Genomic DNA, 17,095 nt, shown 5'->3' on the forward strand with positions numbered 1-17,095 from the left:
GGTTTCTTGTGTGTCGTAAATAAACCTCCAAGGTTTGAATCACCCCATCACTGTCCCTCCACCCTCACCACTACCTGGCCCCAACGTAACGAGTTGATCGGCCGCCCCAATCAAAGTGGTATTGTGTTCAATGAAAAGTACGGTATCGCCACGGTCGACTAAGGATTGAAAGACCTTAATTAATTGGAGGATATCAAAATAATGAAGGCCGGTGCTGGGTTCATCGAAGAGGTACAGTGTACGGCCTTTTCGCTTTTGTAGTATGGAGGTTGCCAGTTTCAACCGTTGAGATTCCCCTCCAGACAAGGTATTACCTGCCTGCCCCAAACGTAAATGGCCAACCCCTACTTGCCTGAGCACTTCAAGGCTTTCTACAATAGCTCCTGACTCAAAAAAATTTATAGCTTCCAGAACGGTCATCTGAAGCACTTCGCCGATAGAACGCTCTTTTAATTTGCATGCCAGAAAGGTATCGTTATAACGCATTCCCTTGCAGGTATCACAGGTCAGCCAGACATCGCTCATAAAATCCATGCTGGTTTTTACTTTTCCATGACCTCCACAAGTGGCACACTTACCATTCTTACTTTGGTAGGAGAAATCCGCTTTTTTTAGCCCCGCTTCTCTTGCGCTTGCTGTTTTTGAGAATAGCGTTTTTAGCTGCTCGATAATTCCGGTGTAGGATATTATCCTGGAATCGTGGAAGAAGCTTATCAAACTTTAAAGGCAAATAAGCCTATTTATTTAATTGGTGGATTTGGGGGGGCTGCTAAGTCAATCATAAAAATAATCCAAGGGGATATACCTCCTCAAATGACTAATGATTTTCAGTTTGACACAGACTTTTTGAAGAAATTTAAATCATACACTTCAGGTAAATCTACGGTAAAACTGGATTATGATTACCTCGTGGATTTCTTTAAAAAATATACGGTGGATACGATTTCAAAAGGTAACGGATTATCCAAAGAAGAAAACTTAATTCTTTTTGAAAGTACCAACATCCATGAAATAGTATTCTTGATAATGAAAGGACTAAAAAACATTTCAACAAATCGATAATGACAGCACCTTCATTTATAAATGAATCAAATCACTCATCTTTTGCTGCTGATGTGACGGATAGAAGTAGTCAGAAATGAATAAACACCTTACACCATCATCCCTCCTATCCATCATCCAATCCGGAGAGGGCTATAACGCGGAGTTTAAAGTGCGTTTGCCCAATAAACTCAAAGAGTTGAGTGAGGAGATTTGTGCCTTTGCCAATGCAGCCGGGGGTGTTTTGTTGGTTGGGGTGAGCGATGATAACAAAATTCACGGTGTAGAAATAGATAATTCGAAAAGATCAGCCATCCAGAACTCTCTCAATGAAATCAACCCCCATATTCCCACCATTTTGTATCCGGTTGAAGTAGAAGGAAAAATTGTCTGGGTGATTGAGGTAAATAGCGGCCCTCAAAAACCTTATGTACTGTCCGGCGCTATTTATGTTCGACAAGGCCCAAATACGCAAAAACTCACCACTGTAGAACAGATGCGGGATTTTTTTCAGCAGTCTGATCGCATCTATTTTGACGAAGCACCTTGCCCGGATTTTAGTGTAAATACGGATATTGATCAAAGCTGGTTTGAGGAGTTTCGCCTGGAAAGCGGGCTATCAAAAACAATTTCACAGGAACAAATAATCCAGAACCTCAGACTTGTTTTACCCGACAAAAACATTAAAAACGGAGGAGTATTGTTCTTTGGATCAGCGCCTGAGCAATTTATTGAAACGGCCATGATCCGCTGTATTGCATTCGAAGAAGAGGTCAAAACCCAAATCATAGACGACAAGATATTTGGGGGTCCTTTGATAAAGCAGTATGAGCAGGCTATGCAGTGGCTAAAAAACAAACTGAATGTCCGCTATAAAATAGAAGGCGGTGGGCCTAGAAAAGAAATATGGGAAATTCCTGAGACGGCCTTGAAAGAAGCCATCATCAATGCCCTTTGCCATCGTGATTACTATGATAAAGGAGCGAAAATTACCATTGAGTTATTTAACGATCGCGTAGAAATCACCAATCCGGGTGGATTAACAAGCGCCATCTCTCCTACTGACTTTGGAACCAAAAGTCACAGCAGAAATCCTTTGGTCTTTGGGTTATTTGTCCGAATCCGCATGGTCGAACAGGTGGGCTCGGGTATTGGAAGAATTAAGGATCAGATGAAGACTGCCAAACTTCCTGAACCAGAATTTAAAACAGATGGAATGTTCACAGTTGTAATGCAACGTCCTGAAAAAGCTTCGGGAAAAACTGTATCTGGTGATAATAGAGAACTTATATTGAACCTTATTGAAGGTAATCCTTCTATTACAAGAGAAGCACTTGCAGATGCAATAGGAATAACTGTTAAAGGTATTGATTATCATTTAGCAGCTATGCAAAAAGAAGGTGCATTAAAAAGAGAAGGTTCCAGGAAAGCGGGTATTTGGGTTTTAAACCCTAGTACTAGGAGATAAACTAGGAGATAAACTAGGAGTAACAGTATAAGTAAAAGATAGGTGTACAAGAATTGACAATGATGTACAAGACGGAAGTACAAACAATAAAGAAAATACGGGTACAAACATTACACGAAAAGATGTAGAAACAAAGAGTAGATGTATAAGAATTTCAAGTAATGCACAAGGTATTATTAGTTGACGAAAATATGCCAATTGAGCAAAAGTATTAACAAAGTATAAGGACATGGCAGTACCATCATTTAAAGAAGACCATATATCACAGCTTCCCGCACTGAAGCTACTCATGAATATGGGCTGGAAATATCTTTCTCCTGAGCAGGCCTTGGAAGCCCGTGGAGGCAGAACCTCCAATGTGCTGTTGGAGACGATTTTGAAGGATCAACTTCAAGTCATCAACACCATTGAATATAAAGGAAAAGAGTTCCTCTTTTCTGATGCCAATGTAAACAACGCTATTCTTGCCATTCGTGATCTACCAGTTCAGGATGGTTTTATGGCTGCCAATAAAGCCTTTTATGAACTAATCACTCTGGGCAGGAGCTTTGAGCAATCTGTTTTGGGTGACAAAAAGAGCTTCTCATTCCATTACATTGATTGGAAACATCCTGAAAACAATACCTACCACGTATCAGAAGAGTTTAGTGTACTCAGAAGTGGCAGTAGCGAGCATTACCGTCCTGATATAGTATTGTTTATCAATGGTATTCCGGTTGTGGTTATTGAGTGCAAAAGTCCAAAGATCAAAGACCCAATCGACAAGTCAATTGAGCAGCATCTAAGGAATCAGCAGGAAGACGGAATACGTGCATTGTATCAATACTCCAACCTGGTGATGGGATTGGCTACCCATGAAGCCAAATACGCTACAACTGCCACCCAGAAAGAGTTTTGGAGTTTTTGGAAAGAACTCTTTAAAACCAAAGCAGAAGAAACTGCATGGCTCGATAAACTCCAGACCTTAAAAAATCAGCCACTTCCTGCCAACGAAAGAACAACGCTATTCCAGGAACGCTACAAAAACGTCTGGACTTTCTTCCAGAACCTCGAAAAGGAAGAACAGGCAGTAACAGAGCAGGACAAGCTACTGTTTAGCTTTTGTCAGCCAGAGAGACTTTTAGACCTATTCTTCAACTTCACCCTGTATGATGATGGCATCAAGAAAGTTACAAGGTACCAGCAATATTTTGCTGTACACAACACCTTGGATAAAATTGTTAAAACAGACAGTGAAGGATTAAGAAAAGGCGGTGTAATCTGGCATACTCAGGGAAGTGGTAAATCCTTAACTATGGTCATGTTAGCTCAACTGATTGCTACACATCCTCAAATCAAGAACCCTAAGATCATCTTAGTTACCGACCGCATTGATTTGGACGATCAAATCACAGGGACTTTCAAAAAATGTCAAATACCAGTAGAGAATGCTCAAACTGGTAAGCACTTGGTAGAGCTTCTTTCCGGTACAGGTGATACGGTTATCACTACTTTGATTCACAAGTTTGAGGCAGCTGTCAACCGAGCTAAAGAAGGCTTTGATTCACCTGAAATCTTTGTATTGGTAGATGAAGGCCATAGAAGTCAGTACGGCACATTCAACATCAAAATGCAAAAGGTATTTCCAAAAGGCTGCTTTATCGCCTTTACCGGAACACCTTTAATGAAGAAAGAGAAGAGCACTGCAAACCGCTTTGGTGGCTTGATAGATGTGTACTCCATTACAGATGCTGTTGAGGATGGAGCTGTGGTTCCCTTACTATATGAAGGTCGCCACAACCTAATTCAGGTTAATGAAAAGCCATTGGACAACTACTTTGATCGAGTATCCGAACCCCTGACTCCATACGGTAAAGCAGCATTAAAACGAAAATTCAGTTCTACCAATCAACTCAATAAAGCAGAGGAGATTATTTATGCCCGTGCCTGGGACATTTCAGACCACTACGAGCAAAATGTTCAGGGCATCCTATTTGGAAGCTTAAAGGCTAAAGGCCAGTTAGTAGCCCCCAACAAAACTACAGCTATCCGCTACCGTGAGTTTATCAGGGAGATTGGAAAAGTAACCTGTGAAGTCCTTATCTCCCCTCCTGATGTTCGGGAAAACTATGATGATGCATTTGAAGAAAGTGATGACTTGATATTGAAGTTTTGGAAGGCCAGAATGGATCAGTATGGCAATTCCGAGAACTATGAAAAGTCTCTAATCAACTCATTCAAAAAGCAAGACCACCCTGAAATAATCATTGTGGTAGATAAACTACTAACAGGTTTTGATGCCCCCAATAACTACGTTTTGTATCTCACTCGCCAGCTTAAAGAGCACACTTTGTTACAGGCTATTGCCAGAGTAAACCGTTTAGCTCCTGGCAAGGAACATGGCTTAATCATTGACTATTATGGCAACCTGGAGAATCTGGATACAGCCTTAGAAACCTACTCGGGAGCCAACAATTATGATGCGGCTGATTTGGAAGGTACGCTGACCAATATCAATGAAGAAATCAAGAAGCTACCTCAGGCTCACTCAGAAGTGTGGGACATTTTCAAAGAAGTGAGGAATAAGTATGATGAACCTGCTTATGAAGAATTATTACAGGATGAAGCTGTCAGACATTTCTTTTATGAAAAGGTATCAGCTTTTGCCCGATTGCTTAAACTTGCTTTATCTAGTTTTGAGTTCATCAGCAAAACACCCGAGCAGCAAATCAATAAATATAAACAGGATGCCAAATTCTTCCTTGGGTTAAGAATCTCTGTCAAGCGTAGATACTTTGACGATCTGGAATACAAGGAATATGAACCACAGGTTCAGAAGCTGATTGATAAGCACATTACCACGGAAGGCGAAATTCTTCACATTACTGAAATGGTCAACATTTTTGATAAAGAAGAAAGAGACCGGGAAGTTGAGAAGATAACCAGCAAGGCTGCCAAAGCAGATCACATTGCAAGCAGGACAATCAAAGCGATTAATGTAAAAATGAATGAAGATCCCGTGTATTTCAAGAAGCTATCAAGGCTCATCCGAGATACCATCGAGGATTATCACCAGCACCGAATCTCAGAAGCTGACTATCTCAACAAAGCAAGGCAATACGAAGATCAGTTTCATAACGGCAGACAGGACAACGTACCCGAAAACCTTACTGGAAATGAGACAGGCATTGCCATCTACAACCTGGTTAATGAGATTTTTAAAGGTCACCTTAAGCGTACAGAAGGGTCTCAAAATATAGCTGCCGTGATGGCTGAAGGCATTGATCATGTTATTAAGTCCATAGTATTTGAAAATGGCAAGCCCATCATTGACTGGGTGAACAAATCTGACATTGAAGGCAGGATTAAAATTGAGATAGATGACTATCTGTTTGACCTCAAAGCCCAACAAGACATAGAGCTGCCTTTTGACTTGATAGATGAATTGGTAGAGGAAGGACTAAAAGTAGCCAAGTTGAAATATGTCTAAAAAAGAAACCATTGAATCTTTAGCTTTTGGTTCCAGAGAGATTAACTATGAGCTCTCATATCAGGATCGCAAAACCCTCGGCATTCGGGTGTACCCCGATTGTAGAGTAAAGGTGATTGCTCCTCTTGATACTACAGAAGAAAAACTAAAAACCAAACTCAGGGAGAAAGCACCATGGATCATTAAGCAACAACTGGAGTTTCTATCCTATCACCCATTAACACCATCCCGTAAATACATCAATGGTGAAACTCATCTTTACTTAGGAAGACAGTACAAACTTAGAATCGAAAAGGCAGCAGCCAATGAAGTGAAGCTATTTAGAGGAAGGTTATTCGTATTGAAAAAAGACAATACTTCAGCAAAGAATCTATTATCAGAATGGTACAGAGAGAAAGCATCTGTTCACTTTGAAGAAACCCTAAAAAAGATACTTCCACTTTTTACCCGATACAACATCGATCAGCCAGAGCTTCAAATCAGGCAGATGCCTACGCGTTGGGGAAGTTGCACGCCCAAAGGAAAAGTAATACTAAATCCAGAATTGATCAAAGCACCAAAAGGAAGTATAGAATATGTCATTATTCATGAGTTGTGTCATTTAATACATCACAACCACACACGTGCATTCTACGACCTTCAAGAAACAATAATGCCCGACTGGAAGAAATGGAAAGAAAGACTTGAAACCACTTTGAATTAAGGAGCTTTCAAAATAATGAGCCGGCTCGCAACCTGACCTATAACACACCACAACTCCGCCCCAAAACACCTCACCTACAATACTCTCCCAAGTAAGCCTCCACCTGCACCAGGCCAAGCATATAAGACTTATTCCAATCCACGCAACAGCCTTCCATATCACCTAACTCCCTTTTGGCGGAACCTCGGTTTTGGTAAGCCATGGCATAATCCGGATTAATTTGAATGGCTTGGTTGTAGGCTTCAATGGCTTTAGAATATTCAGCTTTCAAATAATGTATCATACCAATTCCATAATAACCCTTTTCCGAGGTTGAGTCGAGCCGAACCATGGCTTTAAAATCCTGGAGAGCCAAATCTAACTGGTTTAACCCCAAATGGCTGTACCCTGCACTCTCATATGAAGGAAGGTAGTCCGGTTGCAGCTGTTTTAGCTCATCAAGATATAACAGCGCCCTATCGTATTTCTTTAAACTATTATAGGCCAACGCCATATTGTGCATAGCGGATAAGTCATATACACTTTCAAGTTCCGGGTCAATATTCAATATTGCATCGCAGTCTGCTATTGTCTTCTCATAGTCTTTTAAGGAATAATATGCCTTACTCCTATGTATCAATGCCTCTTTGTTGTCTTTATCGTATTTAAGCACATTGGAGAAAGCCTCTATCGCTTCCTTATATTCTCCTTTCGACAAAGCATTATGACCAGCCATAAGATTGGCGTCTTGCTTCTGGGCATGAAGTCCATTAACACCGATTAATATTAATAATGTCAGTAGATATCTCATGAAAGAGAACTCAGTTCTAATATTCTAATTCCTTAATTGAGGTACATGCTTACAAAATAAAACAATTCTCCGAGAAATCAGACATTTCATGCTATCCTTGGGCAAGGGATCGTTTTTGGCCCCAGGTTCAGCACAGCAATCCTACAACCTGTAATGAACAAGGACATCCGCCAGTACTGTTTTGGAATAGCAAAAGCCCACATCACAACAAATGCCTCTTAGAAAAAGCCCTTCCTGATCCTGATTTCAAATATTTCTCATATTGGTAGGCCTTGTATTTGTCATTAAATGCAGTATAAACAATCACAACAACTGGCAGCCTGCTTTTAGTATAATGCACCTCCCCATTCATATGTCTTTTCAAGCGATTTTCCACGCTGTTGGTACACCCAACATAGTGCGTACCATCATTACATTTCAGGATATAAACGTACCACATCATCAATCAAATTTTAACAAACAAAATATTCAGAAGCCATAAGGGAAAACTTCTTCACTCTGGCTGATTTATATGGGGTACAAAGTAGAATTACAAATAAAGGAAATTCTACGTATCAACCTAAAATGATATGGAGTGAATTAATTGAAACAAAACCTCGTAACTGGTGATGGCCCGCCACCGCCCGCCCAAAGCTACAGGGAGCTAACAAAAAGTAACTGCAAACAAAAATGTCCGCCTTCGTCCTATCGGACTATGGTGGACGATGATGGAGTTCTCCGCCTTAGCCCGACGGAACTGTTGGGAAGTTCAAAAGGAAGTGACTGCAAAAAAATGCCCTCTTTGTCCTGATCGGACCGTGGTGGACGATGGTGGAGTTCCTCCGCCGTAGCCCGGCCGAACTGCCAGGAAGTTAAAAGGCAGGACTACAAACAAAAATGCCCGCCTTCGTCCTGATCGGACTTCGGCGGGCGATGGTGGACCCCAAGGTCTCAATTTCGAACTTTTTGAGGGAGGATATTAGAGCAATTTTAGATTTTAAAGTATAAAACCTTTAGTTTCAAAACTTAAAAAAACATAGCTATCAGTCCTAATACTTTTGGAGCATACTCAATAGCATCTGACCAAACATTCTTTGCCCATTCACGATCTGGCTCATCCTTTTTGAGCTCTTCACTAATAGATAATGCTATCTTGTCAAGATTTTCTTCAAAACCTATTTCCTCTAACTTTTCACAAATTTCCTTTTTCTTCTTGCCCTCAAACTGGTTCATATCAAGAATGGTTGCAGTAAAAATAACATTCTTGTCAGAAGGTACTCCTTCAACTTGAATACCAACTGCAATATTTCTCTTAAAGTTATCATCATTCATTGCTTCCGTGAATTCCTTAAGACTTTGATCATTTAAAGAAAACTCCTTTGTGAATATCTTATTATCGACAGATGACATAGAGAAACCATGACTATCTAAAAGTAACTCAACATCTGATTTATTTATTACGGGATATGTCAGTTCAGCGGTTATACTATAACCTGCTTTGCTTTCTTTAATATGAATGGATTTCCAGGTTATAGGTTTCTTTTTAAATGAATATTCCTTTACAATTAATGGTGTGTCTTCTACGGAAGTACCTGTAAATTTAATTGTATAGCTTCCAAAAGATATACTCTTATTTGAAGAGTTAATTTTCAGCCGCCATCTGTTTTCCCCAGCACCTTCCAGGTCATAATATTTAAGTGTTGCCGGAACAGAGGCTTCTAATATTTCCGCCTTTACTTCTTTGACTGGAGCCGATGTATTTACGAATACTTCCAAATCACTATTTCCGTATACTTCCAATTCGTGAACAGGTGCAACTACATAATACATCGACCTTTTAAGAGCCCTTAACCTTTTGCTAAAAGATTTAACTTCACTCCCGACTCTAATTTGACCTATTACAAAATACTCATTGTTAACGCTTAAACTTCGACCTGAATATGCGTGGAAACTCACTTCTGTATATTGATGGGGTCCTAAATATATATGACTCAACCCATCGCCAGCTGCCAAAACAGGGGCTTCATTGCTGTTTATTTCTTTGATGACTAAACTCTCTATACGTACCCCATCAATATTAGCTCCTAATTTTACCTTCGGAGTAATCGAATTTGTAAAGTAATATAATCCTTCACTAGATATCTTAATGTCAAGGTCAGGATCATTTTCAAATCGGAGTTGAAGGTGGACAGGCTTAGTATTATAGACTCGCCCTCCAATTATATATGTACAATAGAACTTGACCTCGTCTATCTCATCTATGTCATCATGTTTTACAACAAATTCATAAACAGGAGAAGCCACAGGGTTTAGTTGGCTATAAAATGGTGTATTTTGATCTAATTTAACAAAATGAAGCTTATCTATACTCGGCATCATATCTCTATGAAATGCGGTAGTATCGGAAGTCCAGTTAAAACCAAAGATAAAATGATAGTTATTATCTGCGTCCTTCCCAACCGCAGATAGCTGTATTACAGGACTTTCCATATCAATATAATAATCTACTGTATTAGCACTGGTAGAAGCAAGTAAATTTCCTTTGAGGAGAATTAATACGGATATGTACAATGCTTTGGTGTTTTTTAATAAATTTTTCATGGCATAATTGGTTTAAATACTTATGGATTCATTGATTATAACGCCCAAGTTATTCCAATAAAAGACTGATATTAAAGGTATTTACACCGTAACAGGAATATATTTTATCAGGGTATTTGGGGTTATCCCCGGAGATTGTGTTAAAAACACCCTTGTCGGCAGAAGGTATTATAACGAATATAGAGCTATATTATTAAACCATTTATTAACCAAAAACCTATAGTTATGGAAAATTCGAAAAGTCTGCTTGGAAAATTAAGAGTCTACATCGCATGTAATGAAGAGACTAATAAGGCATTTGGAAACAAAGTAGCTGAAAGAATTGATCTTTCTGAATGCGAAAAAATCATGAAACATTATTGTCAACGGGTTAGAAATATTAAGAGTAACCCAGAAACTAATATATCACATGAGCCGAATGGTGTTATAATAAGTAAAGCAGTGTTAAATGAGCTTTTGAAATTAGAGAGTTGTGATGCCTTAGTAATGCTGTATGGTGTTGATTATAATAAAAAAAATAATGATTTATTAAAAGGGCAAACTATTGCCGTAATTCCAGTTGATTCAGCTGGAAAAGCTGTACCCGCCATAAAAGAGTCTAAATTGTCTATTGTAGAAGAAAGGTGGCCAACCGTAGGTTCTATGGATGGTAAAATGACGGATTTAAAGGATCAAAATATTGTAGAGGCAATTACAGATTTTTTATCAATTCTTGAACTGAAAGAAGAAACGAAAAAGGAAAATGAGAAGGAAGAAGAAAAGAAAAAAGAAGAAAGAAGAAAGAAAACCCAATGACTTTATTCTTAGTTTATATTATTTTAATCATCGCCTGTTTGGTAGCATGTACTACCAACAGGCAATACCTTTTAGCTACCTACAGATATTTTCAAATCCTTTTCATTGCTGTCCTTCTCTTTGAGTTAAGTGGTTTGGCTATTGAAAGAGAGTATAACAATGTCATTGATCATTTTTATCAGCCTCTCGAATTCATTCTTATTACGCTCATTTATAAAAATATTTTACGAAACAAGGTACTCAACAGGTACTGGCTGGTTATCGTGCCGCTTTTCTTAATTACCTCCTTTTATTTATCCATTTTTATAGAAGGCCTACACATGCCCAATACTTATAGCTTCCTGCTAGGGTCCACTATTATTGTGCTATATGCCTTAATATATGTATATGAACTGTACGCTAACCCTCCTGAACACTCAAGTTTGTTTACAAACCCCTATTTCTGGATCAATACAGGCAACCTCTTTTTTTATTGTGGCACATTTTTCCAAATGGGACTAAGTGCATATATAGCCAGAGATAATGAGACACTGGCCAAGGAATTGAGCATAATTATAAAATTGTTAAATTATGCATTATACAGCTTGTATTTAATAGGTTTCCTATGCAAGAAAATATTCCTATAGCAGTACTCGTCATTTCCGGCACACTTCTTTTTATCATGCTAGTAGGTATTATAATTACCTCTTTACTGTTCTATCAGAAAGCTCAGAACAGACATAATGTACATGTCAAAGAACTCGAAAATAATTACCAAAAAGAGCTACTTAAAGCGCAGCTTGAAGTAAAGGAGCAAACTCTGACGTACATATCTCAGGAAATACATGATAATATTGGTCAGATATTATCCTTGGCCAAATTGCAGTTAAGTCAACTTCAAAAAAGAAGGGATCCTATACCAGATGAAAAATTTATTTTTTTAAAAGAGCTAATTTTAAAGGCTATCGGAGACTTACGAAATCTATCAAAAGAAATGAACTCCGATTTCATAGTACGCAAGAGTTTTTCAGAGTTATTACAACAAGAAGCTTCAAGACTTGAGCAATTAGGCAAACATAAAATCATTACCAAAATTGAAAAGCCAAATATAGTTTTAGCGCCAAGCATACAGCTTATAGCTTACCGGATAATCCAAGAAATTGTAAACAACATAATCAAACACGCAAAGGCTACAATAATCCAATTTCATTGTAGTTCTAATAGCCAAGGAATTTTGGTAATAGTAAAAGATAATGGAATAGGCTATGACATGAGTGAAACCTCCCAGGAAACAGGATTAGGAATGCTAAATTTACATAAAAGAGCTAAGGCAATTAATGCAACTATAGCATTCAACAGTGAAAAAGGGCATGGAACATCAGTTGAATTATTAATAAACCGAGAGCTAAAATATGAATCCGAGTAAATACACTGTAGCTGTAGCTGACGACCATAGCTTATTCAGAAAAGGAATAGTAGAGATAATTAATGGTTTCGTTGGATTTAACGTCATCTATGAGGGGAATGACGGTGAAGAATTAATAAGTCAGTTCAAAAATACATTACCTTCGGTAGCTTTAGTAGATATAAATATGAAAGGTTGGGATGGCTATAAAACAGCAAAACATATTAAAGCCAATTATCCAGAAATTAAAATATTAGCCCTTTCTATGTATGAAAATGAGTCAACTATTATTAAGATGTTAAAAGCTGGGGCAAGTGGCTATATTTTAAAAGAGGCCGACCCAGATGAATTGGAAGTTGCTTTAAACGAAATAATAAATAAAGGTTTCTATTACTCAAGCCAAGTTGGGCAGATTTTACTTGATCAGCTTCAGGTTGAGCAAAGACATAGTTTTAGTGAAAAAGAATTAGAGTTTCTTCAACTGGTTTGCTCAGAACTTACCTATAAAGAAATAGCAGATGAAATGGGCATGTCGGTTCGTTCAATAGATGGATACCGTGAGGCTCTTTTTGAAAGATTAGAAATTAAAAATAGAATTGGCTTGGCCATATATGCAATAAAAAATGATTTGGTTAATCTGTAATATCAAATACTGCACACTAAAAATTTAACTGACCTTCAGGGGTTCGAACTTCATAAATGTAAAAACCGGCTAAAATCGTCGATTTTTGACCGGTTTTTAACTTCTGTGGACCCCAAGGTCTCAATTTCGAACTTTTTGAGGGAGGACGTTCAATCCATCCTCAATTACAGGGTTTTATAAAAAAGTAACCTTAGCTGGCAGTCAATTTAAGTTCAGGTCCCTTCTCTTCTACTATAACAAAAGGAAACCCAAATTTTTGATTCCTCTTGGCTTTAGAAAATTTTTGAGTATTGGAAAAGTTTAACAAGATTCTCCGTTTTTTTCTCTGTAAATTTGAAAGGTCGGGTTGGAAAAACTCGATTCTAATATTTCTGCAATTCCTGGAATAGCAATTCCAGTTCTCCTCTTGATTTTCTAAGCTTACTGGATAGCTGGTTTAGCATACTCTCTTTTTCACCCTCTTTAAAAGCAAAATCGTCATCAGTGAGAAATGGAAATCTCCATTTTAGCATCACTTTTTGTTCTCTCCAGCTCCTCAAAATATCCATAGTTCTTTCCTGTTTATTTAGGCAATGTTTTCCAGCCAGACCGCACAAAGAACTGTTTGTCTCTTTCGTTCTTTGGCTGAAAGCTTAACAAAGTATCTCCTGCTAAAAGTACAGGCTTCTGCTTCTCCATAAGGAGGTCTAATTGCGGTGCTATTAAAAAGCCAAGTGTACCGCCCCAGATCGCCCCAATTGCCATGCTAAACAACACTGACAGGAGTAGGTTAACTTGCAACAAGCTTTGGCTAAATGCGAAGAAGATTAAAACTAAAGCTCCTGCTGAGAGACCCAGCGCAATTGCCCCCACTTTCAACCCAAATAGCGATTTAAGGAAAAACAGCCCGTCAGGGTTATATTGCTTAATGACCACCTCCTTTTTTGAATACCCATGCCTGTTAAGATTTCTTAAGGCACCGTCAGATGATTCCCGGCTGTGGAATATTGCGTAGATCACCTTCAAATTAGAAGTAATTACTGTTGCGTTGTTCATATACTTTTCCATGATCGTAATTTTATATCAACTGCGTGTTTAGCATGCATATACTACGAGCTTCAATAGGAACTCCCCGTGTTTGGCCCCATGAACCCTCCCCAGTATGAATTTGCACTAGAGTACGCATGTCTGTTTGTCATTGGCCAGTGATTCTTGTCAAACCCGGGAGCCTTCTTGATAATCTCCGGATCCTGATCCAATGTAAAGCTCTGGTTTATGGTGTCTACTTTAACGAGTGAGTATGGAAAGGCAAAATATCTATCACCTATGCCAAAAAAGCCGCCCAACTCGATTACAAAGTATTCTATTTTACCTGTGCTCAGTTCAATCATCACATCCTTGACCTTGCCCAAATATTTTCCGCTGGTGTTGTTTACCTTTCCCCCTATCATTGAAGAACAGGCTAACAATTTTAAAGGAAGGTTAGGTTGTGAACCCCCATGATTCTTTCCTGTAGAATTGTCCTCATTATAATTTTTCATAATTATGGTCTTTAGTGTAAATGTCGCTGTATGAAGTGATTAAAACGTTACATACGGCAAACCAGAAGTTACATATGTTACTGATTTATAGATTTTTTCTGTCGCTTGACGTTACCATAGGTACGTAAGCCTGTCTAGGCAAGGAAAAACAGTTTACGAAATCACCTTTAACTTCTACCTGGCCATGAACAAAAAAGTAATTTTAGCGATGGGGCTACCAATGGTACTGAAAAGCCGTACCGGACAAAGGGCTACTATAGAACTCAACGGCCGTGGATTTGTGGTATGCAGGTATCATCCTGATAATCAAGTATATTTGAGTGATGCAAAACTAAACGGCTGGTATCTGGAAAATCCCTACAAGCGATTGTTGTACAGGCTTAGAATGACCCTGAGAAATAAATCAGAAATACTGAATTTATTTTTATTTAAGCATTTCCCATAACGTTTCATTCAAAATGAATGGTGACTAAAGTAAATTACTTTAGGCGATAACAGCTCCTTGCCCGGGCAACTGGTGCAAGGTCCACTTGAAGAACAGGGTTGTTCTCCATGGCGCTTCTTTTGGAGGTAACATTTAATTATAAGAACTTATATGATAGCCTGCTCGTTACTTTATTACATATTGTTTTCAAATTACTTCCTTCCTAAAAAATCGAATAATTTCTTAAGCAAAAGGTAAATGGAGAACCTGAATCAGGTGACATATCCAATTAATAAGGATCGAAACATTTAAATATTAATCTTATCAAAAAACTAAAATTTTCTAAAAACAACGGCTCTGATTTTTCAACAGTTTTGAATAGTAGAGTGAGTGATTATTTTAAATTGAATAATCTGAGCCGATACGGAAATGCCAGCATGACGCTTAAGACAGTGCTTATGTTATCACTATTTTTTATACCGCTAATTATCTTAAGCTTTGGGGTAATCACCCATGTAGCGTTACTTTTTATGTTATATATATTGAGTGGGATAGGCATGGCAGGAATAGGTATGGGGGTCATGCACGATGCTATACATGGCTCGTATTCAAAAAATAAAAGGGTGAACAAGGTGATGGGCTTTACCATGAACCTTATAGGTGCTAACTCGACCGTTTGGAAGATCCAGCACAATGTATTACATCATACCTATACGAATATAGAGCAAGCTGATGATGATATCAATACCCCCCTTTTTCTTAGATTTTCACCACACGCAAAGCACTACTGGCTACACCGGTTTCAATATATATATGTCTGGTTTTTTTATGGACTTTCCACCATATCCTGGATTACCATGAAAGATTTTGTAAGGATTACCCGCTACAAAAATCTGGGCCTTCTTGACAAAAATAAGGTGTTTGGAAAAGAAGTTGTAAAGCTCGTAGGTTGGAAGCTGTTATATTATTCTTATGCATTAATACTGCCGTTGATCATGGTACCCTTGAGCGCCTGGATAATTATATTGGGTTTTATTACTATGCATTTTATCACTGGCCTTTTAATAAGTGTTGTTTTTCAAACCGCGCATGTTATGCCCAATACGGATTTCCCCCTGCCTGATAAAAATGGGCTGTTGGATAAAAACTGGACACTGCATCAGATGGCTACAACTACTAATTATGCCCCGGGCAGCAGATTGTTTTCATGGCTGATTGGCGGGTTGAATTATCAGGTAGAACATCATTTGCTACCGAATGTTTGTCATGTGCATTACCGGCAATTATCAAAGATTGTAAAATCTACTGCTGAGGAGTATGGCATTCCTTATCATACCAAAAGAACCTTTTTTGACGCAATTGTAAGTCATATACGAATGCTTCGGCAATTGGGCAGGGTCAACCCCATCTCCTGATTTTGTTGCCGGTCAGCCCCCTCTGGGATATACTTTATTTTTCTTTCCCGCTAGTAGGCCTGCCGTTTCAACTCTCCTGATCAGCAGACCGGATGGATTGAAAGAGGAAAACCCAGTGAAAGGCTATTCCAATCAATACGGCAACATGAAAAAGCTCATGCGCCTCAAAGTAGCCAGGGAGTAAGATCGGGTATTGCATCCAGTCTATAACCGCCCCTATGGTATAAGCCAATCCACCATAAAGTAAATATTTAAATGATGTGGCTCCTTTTAATTTCCAAATACCAATGATAGAAACCAGACCAAGCCACCCAAAGACAAGGTAAACTATGTGAGTTGTATATTTTGGCAGCTCATTGAAATATATTGATCCAAATGTAATGCCGAGAGCAGCTATTACCAGAGCTATAATGGTGATACCCCATTTCATAAAACCGGAAAACAAAACGAGATGAACGGAAATAAGGGTACCTGCAATAAGGATAAATATTCCGGCATGATCAAGTATTCTCAACACATATCGAGCAGTAAACTCTCTTGATATCATGTGGTACACACCGCTCATGGACAGAAGGAAAATACAGGAAAACCCGTAAATGATAATTGGAACAGGGTACCTTCTGCCTATCCCTCCTCTCCTGAAAAGGTAGACTAGCAAAATACCTACGGCCAGGGCTCCAAACAAGTGAGTCCATGAGTCAACAGGGTCTTCAAAGCCTAGAATTTGGTTTGTTTTCATCGTATAATAATAAATTTAGTGAACAATAAAACGTAAAATGAAGATTCCGGATCTACCAGATATTAAACCAAAGAAAGAGAAATCTGTTTATCGTGGTTAGGCCATAACCATTGCTCCAAAAAAA

At 38.6% G+C, this 17,095-nt stretch carries 18 protein-coding genes; 10 read left to right on the forward strand and 8 right to left on the reverse strand.

Going from position 1 to position 17,095, the window contains the following annotated elements:
* Positions 1–39: 39 nt before the first annotated feature.
* Positions 40–717, reverse strand: a complete 678-nt coding sequence (locus tag LVD17_RS02885) for an excinuclease ABC subunit UvrA (protein WP_233764641.1) — start codon at positions 715–717, stop codon at positions 40–42.
* Between LVD17_RS02885 and LVD17_RS02890 the strand changes: the two genes are divergently transcribed.
* The 4 genes from LVD17_RS02890 (at position 700) to LVD17_RS02905 (ending at position 6,681) form a co-directional block, all read left to right on the forward strand.
* Positions 700–1,062, forward strand: a complete 363-nt coding sequence (locus LVD17_RS02890) for a hypothetical protein (protein ID WP_233764642.1) — start codon at positions 700–702, stop codon at positions 1,060–1,062. The genes LVD17_RS02885 and LVD17_RS02890 overlap by 18 nt on opposite strands.
* A 76-nt stretch (positions 1,063–1,138) precedes the next feature.
* A complete protein-coding gene (locus LVD17_RS02895) occupies positions 1,139–2,509 on the forward strand; it encodes an AlbA family DNA-binding domain-containing protein (RefSeq protein WP_233764643.1) in 1,371 nt (456 codons plus the stop codon).
* Between the two features lie 229 nt (positions 2,510–2,738).
* A complete protein-coding gene (locus LVD17_RS02900) occupies positions 2,739–5,978 on the forward strand; it encodes a type I restriction endonuclease subunit R (protein WP_233764644.1) in 3,240 nt (1,079 codons plus the stop codon).
* Complete coding sequence (locus tag LVD17_RS02905; protein ID WP_233764645.1) at positions 5,971–6,681, forward strand: M48 family metallopeptidase; 711 nt, start codon at positions 5,971–5,973, stop codon at positions 6,679–6,681. Before LVD17_RS02900 ends, LVD17_RS02905 begins: the two co-directional genes overlap by 8 nt.
* Before the next feature lie 70 nt (positions 6,682–6,751).
* Here LVD17_RS02905 and LVD17_RS02910 read toward each other — a convergent pair whose 3' ends face one another.
* The 3 genes from LVD17_RS02910 to LVD17_RS02920 form a co-directional block, all read right to left on the reverse strand.
* Positions 6,752–7,471 carry a tetratricopeptide repeat protein gene (locus LVD17_RS02910; RefSeq protein ID WP_233764646.1) on the reverse strand — a complete coding sequence of 240 codons (720 nt, stop codon included), beginning with the start codon at positions 7,469–7,471 and terminating at the stop codon, positions 6,752–6,754.
* Between the two features lie 202 nt (positions 7,472–7,673).
* Entirely contained in the window at positions 7,674–7,913 is a 240-nt protein-coding gene (locus LVD17_RS02915; RefSeq protein WP_221417984.1) for a GIY-YIG nuclease family protein, read from the reverse strand.
* Positions 7,914–8,476: 563 nt separating this feature from the next.
* Entirely contained in the window at positions 8,477–10,051 is a 1,575-nt protein-coding gene (locus LVD17_RS02920; protein WP_233764647.1) for a hypothetical protein, read from the reverse strand.
* A gap of 225 nt (positions 10,052–10,276) precedes the next feature.
* On the opposite strand from LVD17_RS02920, the gene LVD17_RS02925 reads away from it, so the two are divergent.
* The 4 genes from LVD17_RS02925 to LVD17_RS02940 are packed head-to-tail and all read left to right on the forward strand — an operon-like array spanning position 10,277 to position 12,873.
* Complete coding sequence (locus LVD17_RS02925) at positions 10,277–10,846, forward strand: hypothetical protein (RefSeq protein WP_233764648.1); 570 nt, start codon at positions 10,277–10,279, stop codon at positions 10,844–10,846.
* A complete protein-coding gene (locus LVD17_RS02930; RefSeq protein WP_233764649.1) occupies positions 10,843–11,472 on the forward strand; it encodes a hypothetical protein in 630 nt (209 codons plus the stop codon). Before LVD17_RS02925 ends, LVD17_RS02930 begins: the two co-directional genes overlap by 4 nt.
* Entirely contained in the window at positions 11,451–12,251 is an 801-nt protein-coding gene (locus LVD17_RS02935) for a sensor histidine kinase (protein ID WP_233764650.1), read from the forward strand. Before LVD17_RS02930 ends, LVD17_RS02935 begins: the two co-directional genes overlap by 22 nt.
* A complete protein-coding gene (locus LVD17_RS02940) occupies positions 12,238–12,873 on the forward strand; it encodes a response regulator transcription factor (protein WP_233764651.1) in 636 nt (211 codons plus the stop codon). The genes LVD17_RS02935 and LVD17_RS02940 overlap by 14 nt, the downstream gene beginning before the upstream one ends.
* Before the next feature lie 362 nt (positions 12,874–13,235).
* On the opposite strand, the gene LVD17_RS02945 is transcribed toward LVD17_RS02940, so the two are convergent.
* The 3 genes from LVD17_RS02945 to LVD17_RS02955 are packed head-to-tail and all read right to left on the reverse strand — an operon-like array spanning position 13,236 to position 14,393.
* Positions 13,236–13,421 (reverse strand): hypothetical protein, encoded by a 186-nt coding sequence (locus LVD17_RS02945; protein WP_233764652.1) that lies wholly within the window; start codon positions 13,419–13,421, stop codon positions 13,236–13,238.
* A 13-nt stretch (positions 13,422–13,434) separates the two neighbouring features.
* Positions 13,435–13,920: a hypothetical protein gene (locus LVD17_RS02950; RefSeq protein ID WP_233764653.1), complete on the reverse strand. Its 486-nt coding sequence runs from the start codon at positions 13,918–13,920 to the stop codon at positions 13,435–13,437.
* 50 nt (positions 13,921–13,970) lie between these two features.
* Complete coding sequence (locus LVD17_RS02955) at positions 13,971–14,393, reverse strand: PRC-barrel domain-containing protein (RefSeq protein WP_233764654.1); 423 nt, start codon at positions 14,391–14,393, stop codon at positions 13,971–13,973.
* 184 nt (positions 14,394–14,577) lie between these two features.
* On the opposite strand from LVD17_RS02955, the gene LVD17_RS02960 reads away from it, so the two are divergent.
* Both LVD17_RS02960 and LVD17_RS02965 read left to right on the forward strand, forming a co-directional pair.
* Complete coding sequence (locus LVD17_RS02960; protein WP_233764656.1) at positions 14,578–14,838, forward strand: hypothetical protein; 261 nt, start codon at positions 14,578–14,580, stop codon at positions 14,836–14,838.
* A 437-nt stretch (positions 14,839–15,275) separates the two neighbouring features.
* Positions 15,276–16,232, forward strand: a complete 957-nt coding sequence (locus LVD17_RS02965) for a fatty acid desaturase family protein (RefSeq protein ID WP_233764658.1) — start codon at positions 15,276–15,278, stop codon at positions 16,230–16,232.
* A gap of 67 nt (positions 16,233–16,299) precedes the next feature.
* Here LVD17_RS02965 and trhA read toward each other — a convergent pair whose 3' ends face one another.
* On the reverse strand, positions 16,300–16,971 hold the full coding sequence (gene trhA / locus LVD17_RS02970) for a PAQR family membrane homeostasis protein TrhA (protein ID WP_233764659.1): 672 nt from the start codon (positions 16,969–16,971) through the stop codon (positions 16,300–16,302).
* Positions 16,972–17,095: the final 124 nt, after the last annotated feature.

It is taken from the genome of Fulvivirga ulvae (assembly GCF_021389975.1).
Lineage (GTDB): Bacteria > Bacteroidota > Bacteroidia > Cytophagales > Cyclobacteriaceae > Fulvivirga > Fulvivirga ulvae.

Excerpts from the sequence above, each read along its gene's own strand:
- LVD17_RS02895 (WP_233764643.1), top strand. The coding sequence starts at position 1,139 with ATGAATAAACACCTTACACCATCATCCCTCCTATCCATCATCCAATCC.
- LVD17_RS02900 (WP_233764644.1), top strand. The coding sequence starts at position 2,739 with ATGGCAGTACCATCATTTAAAGAAGACCATATATCACAGCTTCCCGCA.
- LVD17_RS02905 (WP_233764645.1), top strand. The coding sequence starts at position 5,971 with ATGTCTAAAAAAGAAACCATTGAATCTTTAGCTTTTGGTTCCAGAGAG.
- LVD17_RS02910 (WP_233764646.1), bottom strand. The coding sequence starts at position 7,471 with ATGAGATATCTACTGACATTATTAATATTAATCGGTGTTAATGGACTT.
- LVD17_RS02915 (WP_221417984.1), bottom strand. The coding sequence starts at position 7,913 with ATGATGTGGTACGTTTATATCCTGAAATGTAATGATGGTACGCACTAT.
- LVD17_RS02920 (WP_233764647.1), bottom strand. The coding sequence starts at position 10,051 with ATGAAAAATTTATTAAAAAACACCAAAGCATTGTACATATCCGTATTA.
- LVD17_RS02925 (WP_233764648.1), top strand. The coding sequence starts at position 10,277 with ATGGAAAATTCGAAAAGTCTGCTTGGAAAATTAAGAGTCTACATCGCA.
- LVD17_RS02930 (WP_233764649.1), top strand. The coding sequence starts at position 10,843 with ATGACTTTATTCTTAGTTTATATTATTTTAATCATCGCCTGTTTGGTA.
- LVD17_RS02935 (WP_233764650.1), top strand. The coding sequence starts at position 11,451 with ATGCAAGAAAATATTCCTATAGCAGTACTCGTCATTTCCGGCACACTT.
- LVD17_RS02940 (WP_233764651.1), top strand. The coding sequence starts at position 12,238 with ATGAATCCGAGTAAATACACTGTAGCTGTAGCTGACGACCATAGCTTA.
- LVD17_RS02945 (WP_233764652.1), bottom strand. The coding sequence starts at position 13,421 with ATGGATATTTTGAGGAGCTGGAGAGAACAAAAAGTGATGCTAAAATGG.
- LVD17_RS02950 (WP_233764653.1), bottom strand. The coding sequence starts at position 13,920 with ATGGAAAAGTATATGAACAACGCAACAGTAATTACTTCTAATTTGAAG.
- LVD17_RS02955 (WP_233764654.1), bottom strand. The coding sequence starts at position 14,393 with ATGAAAAATTATAATGAGGACAATTCTACAGGAAAGAATCATGGGGGT.
- LVD17_RS02960 (WP_233764656.1), top strand. The coding sequence starts at position 14,578 with ATGAACAAAAAAGTAATTTTAGCGATGGGGCTACCAATGGTACTGAAA.
- LVD17_RS02965 (WP_233764658.1), top strand. The coding sequence starts at position 15,276 with ATGTTATCACTATTTTTTATACCGCTAATTATCTTAAGCTTTGGGGTA.
- trhA (WP_233764659.1), bottom strand. The coding sequence starts at position 16,971 with ATGAAAACAAACCAAATTCTAGGCTTTGAAGACCCTGTTGACTCATGG.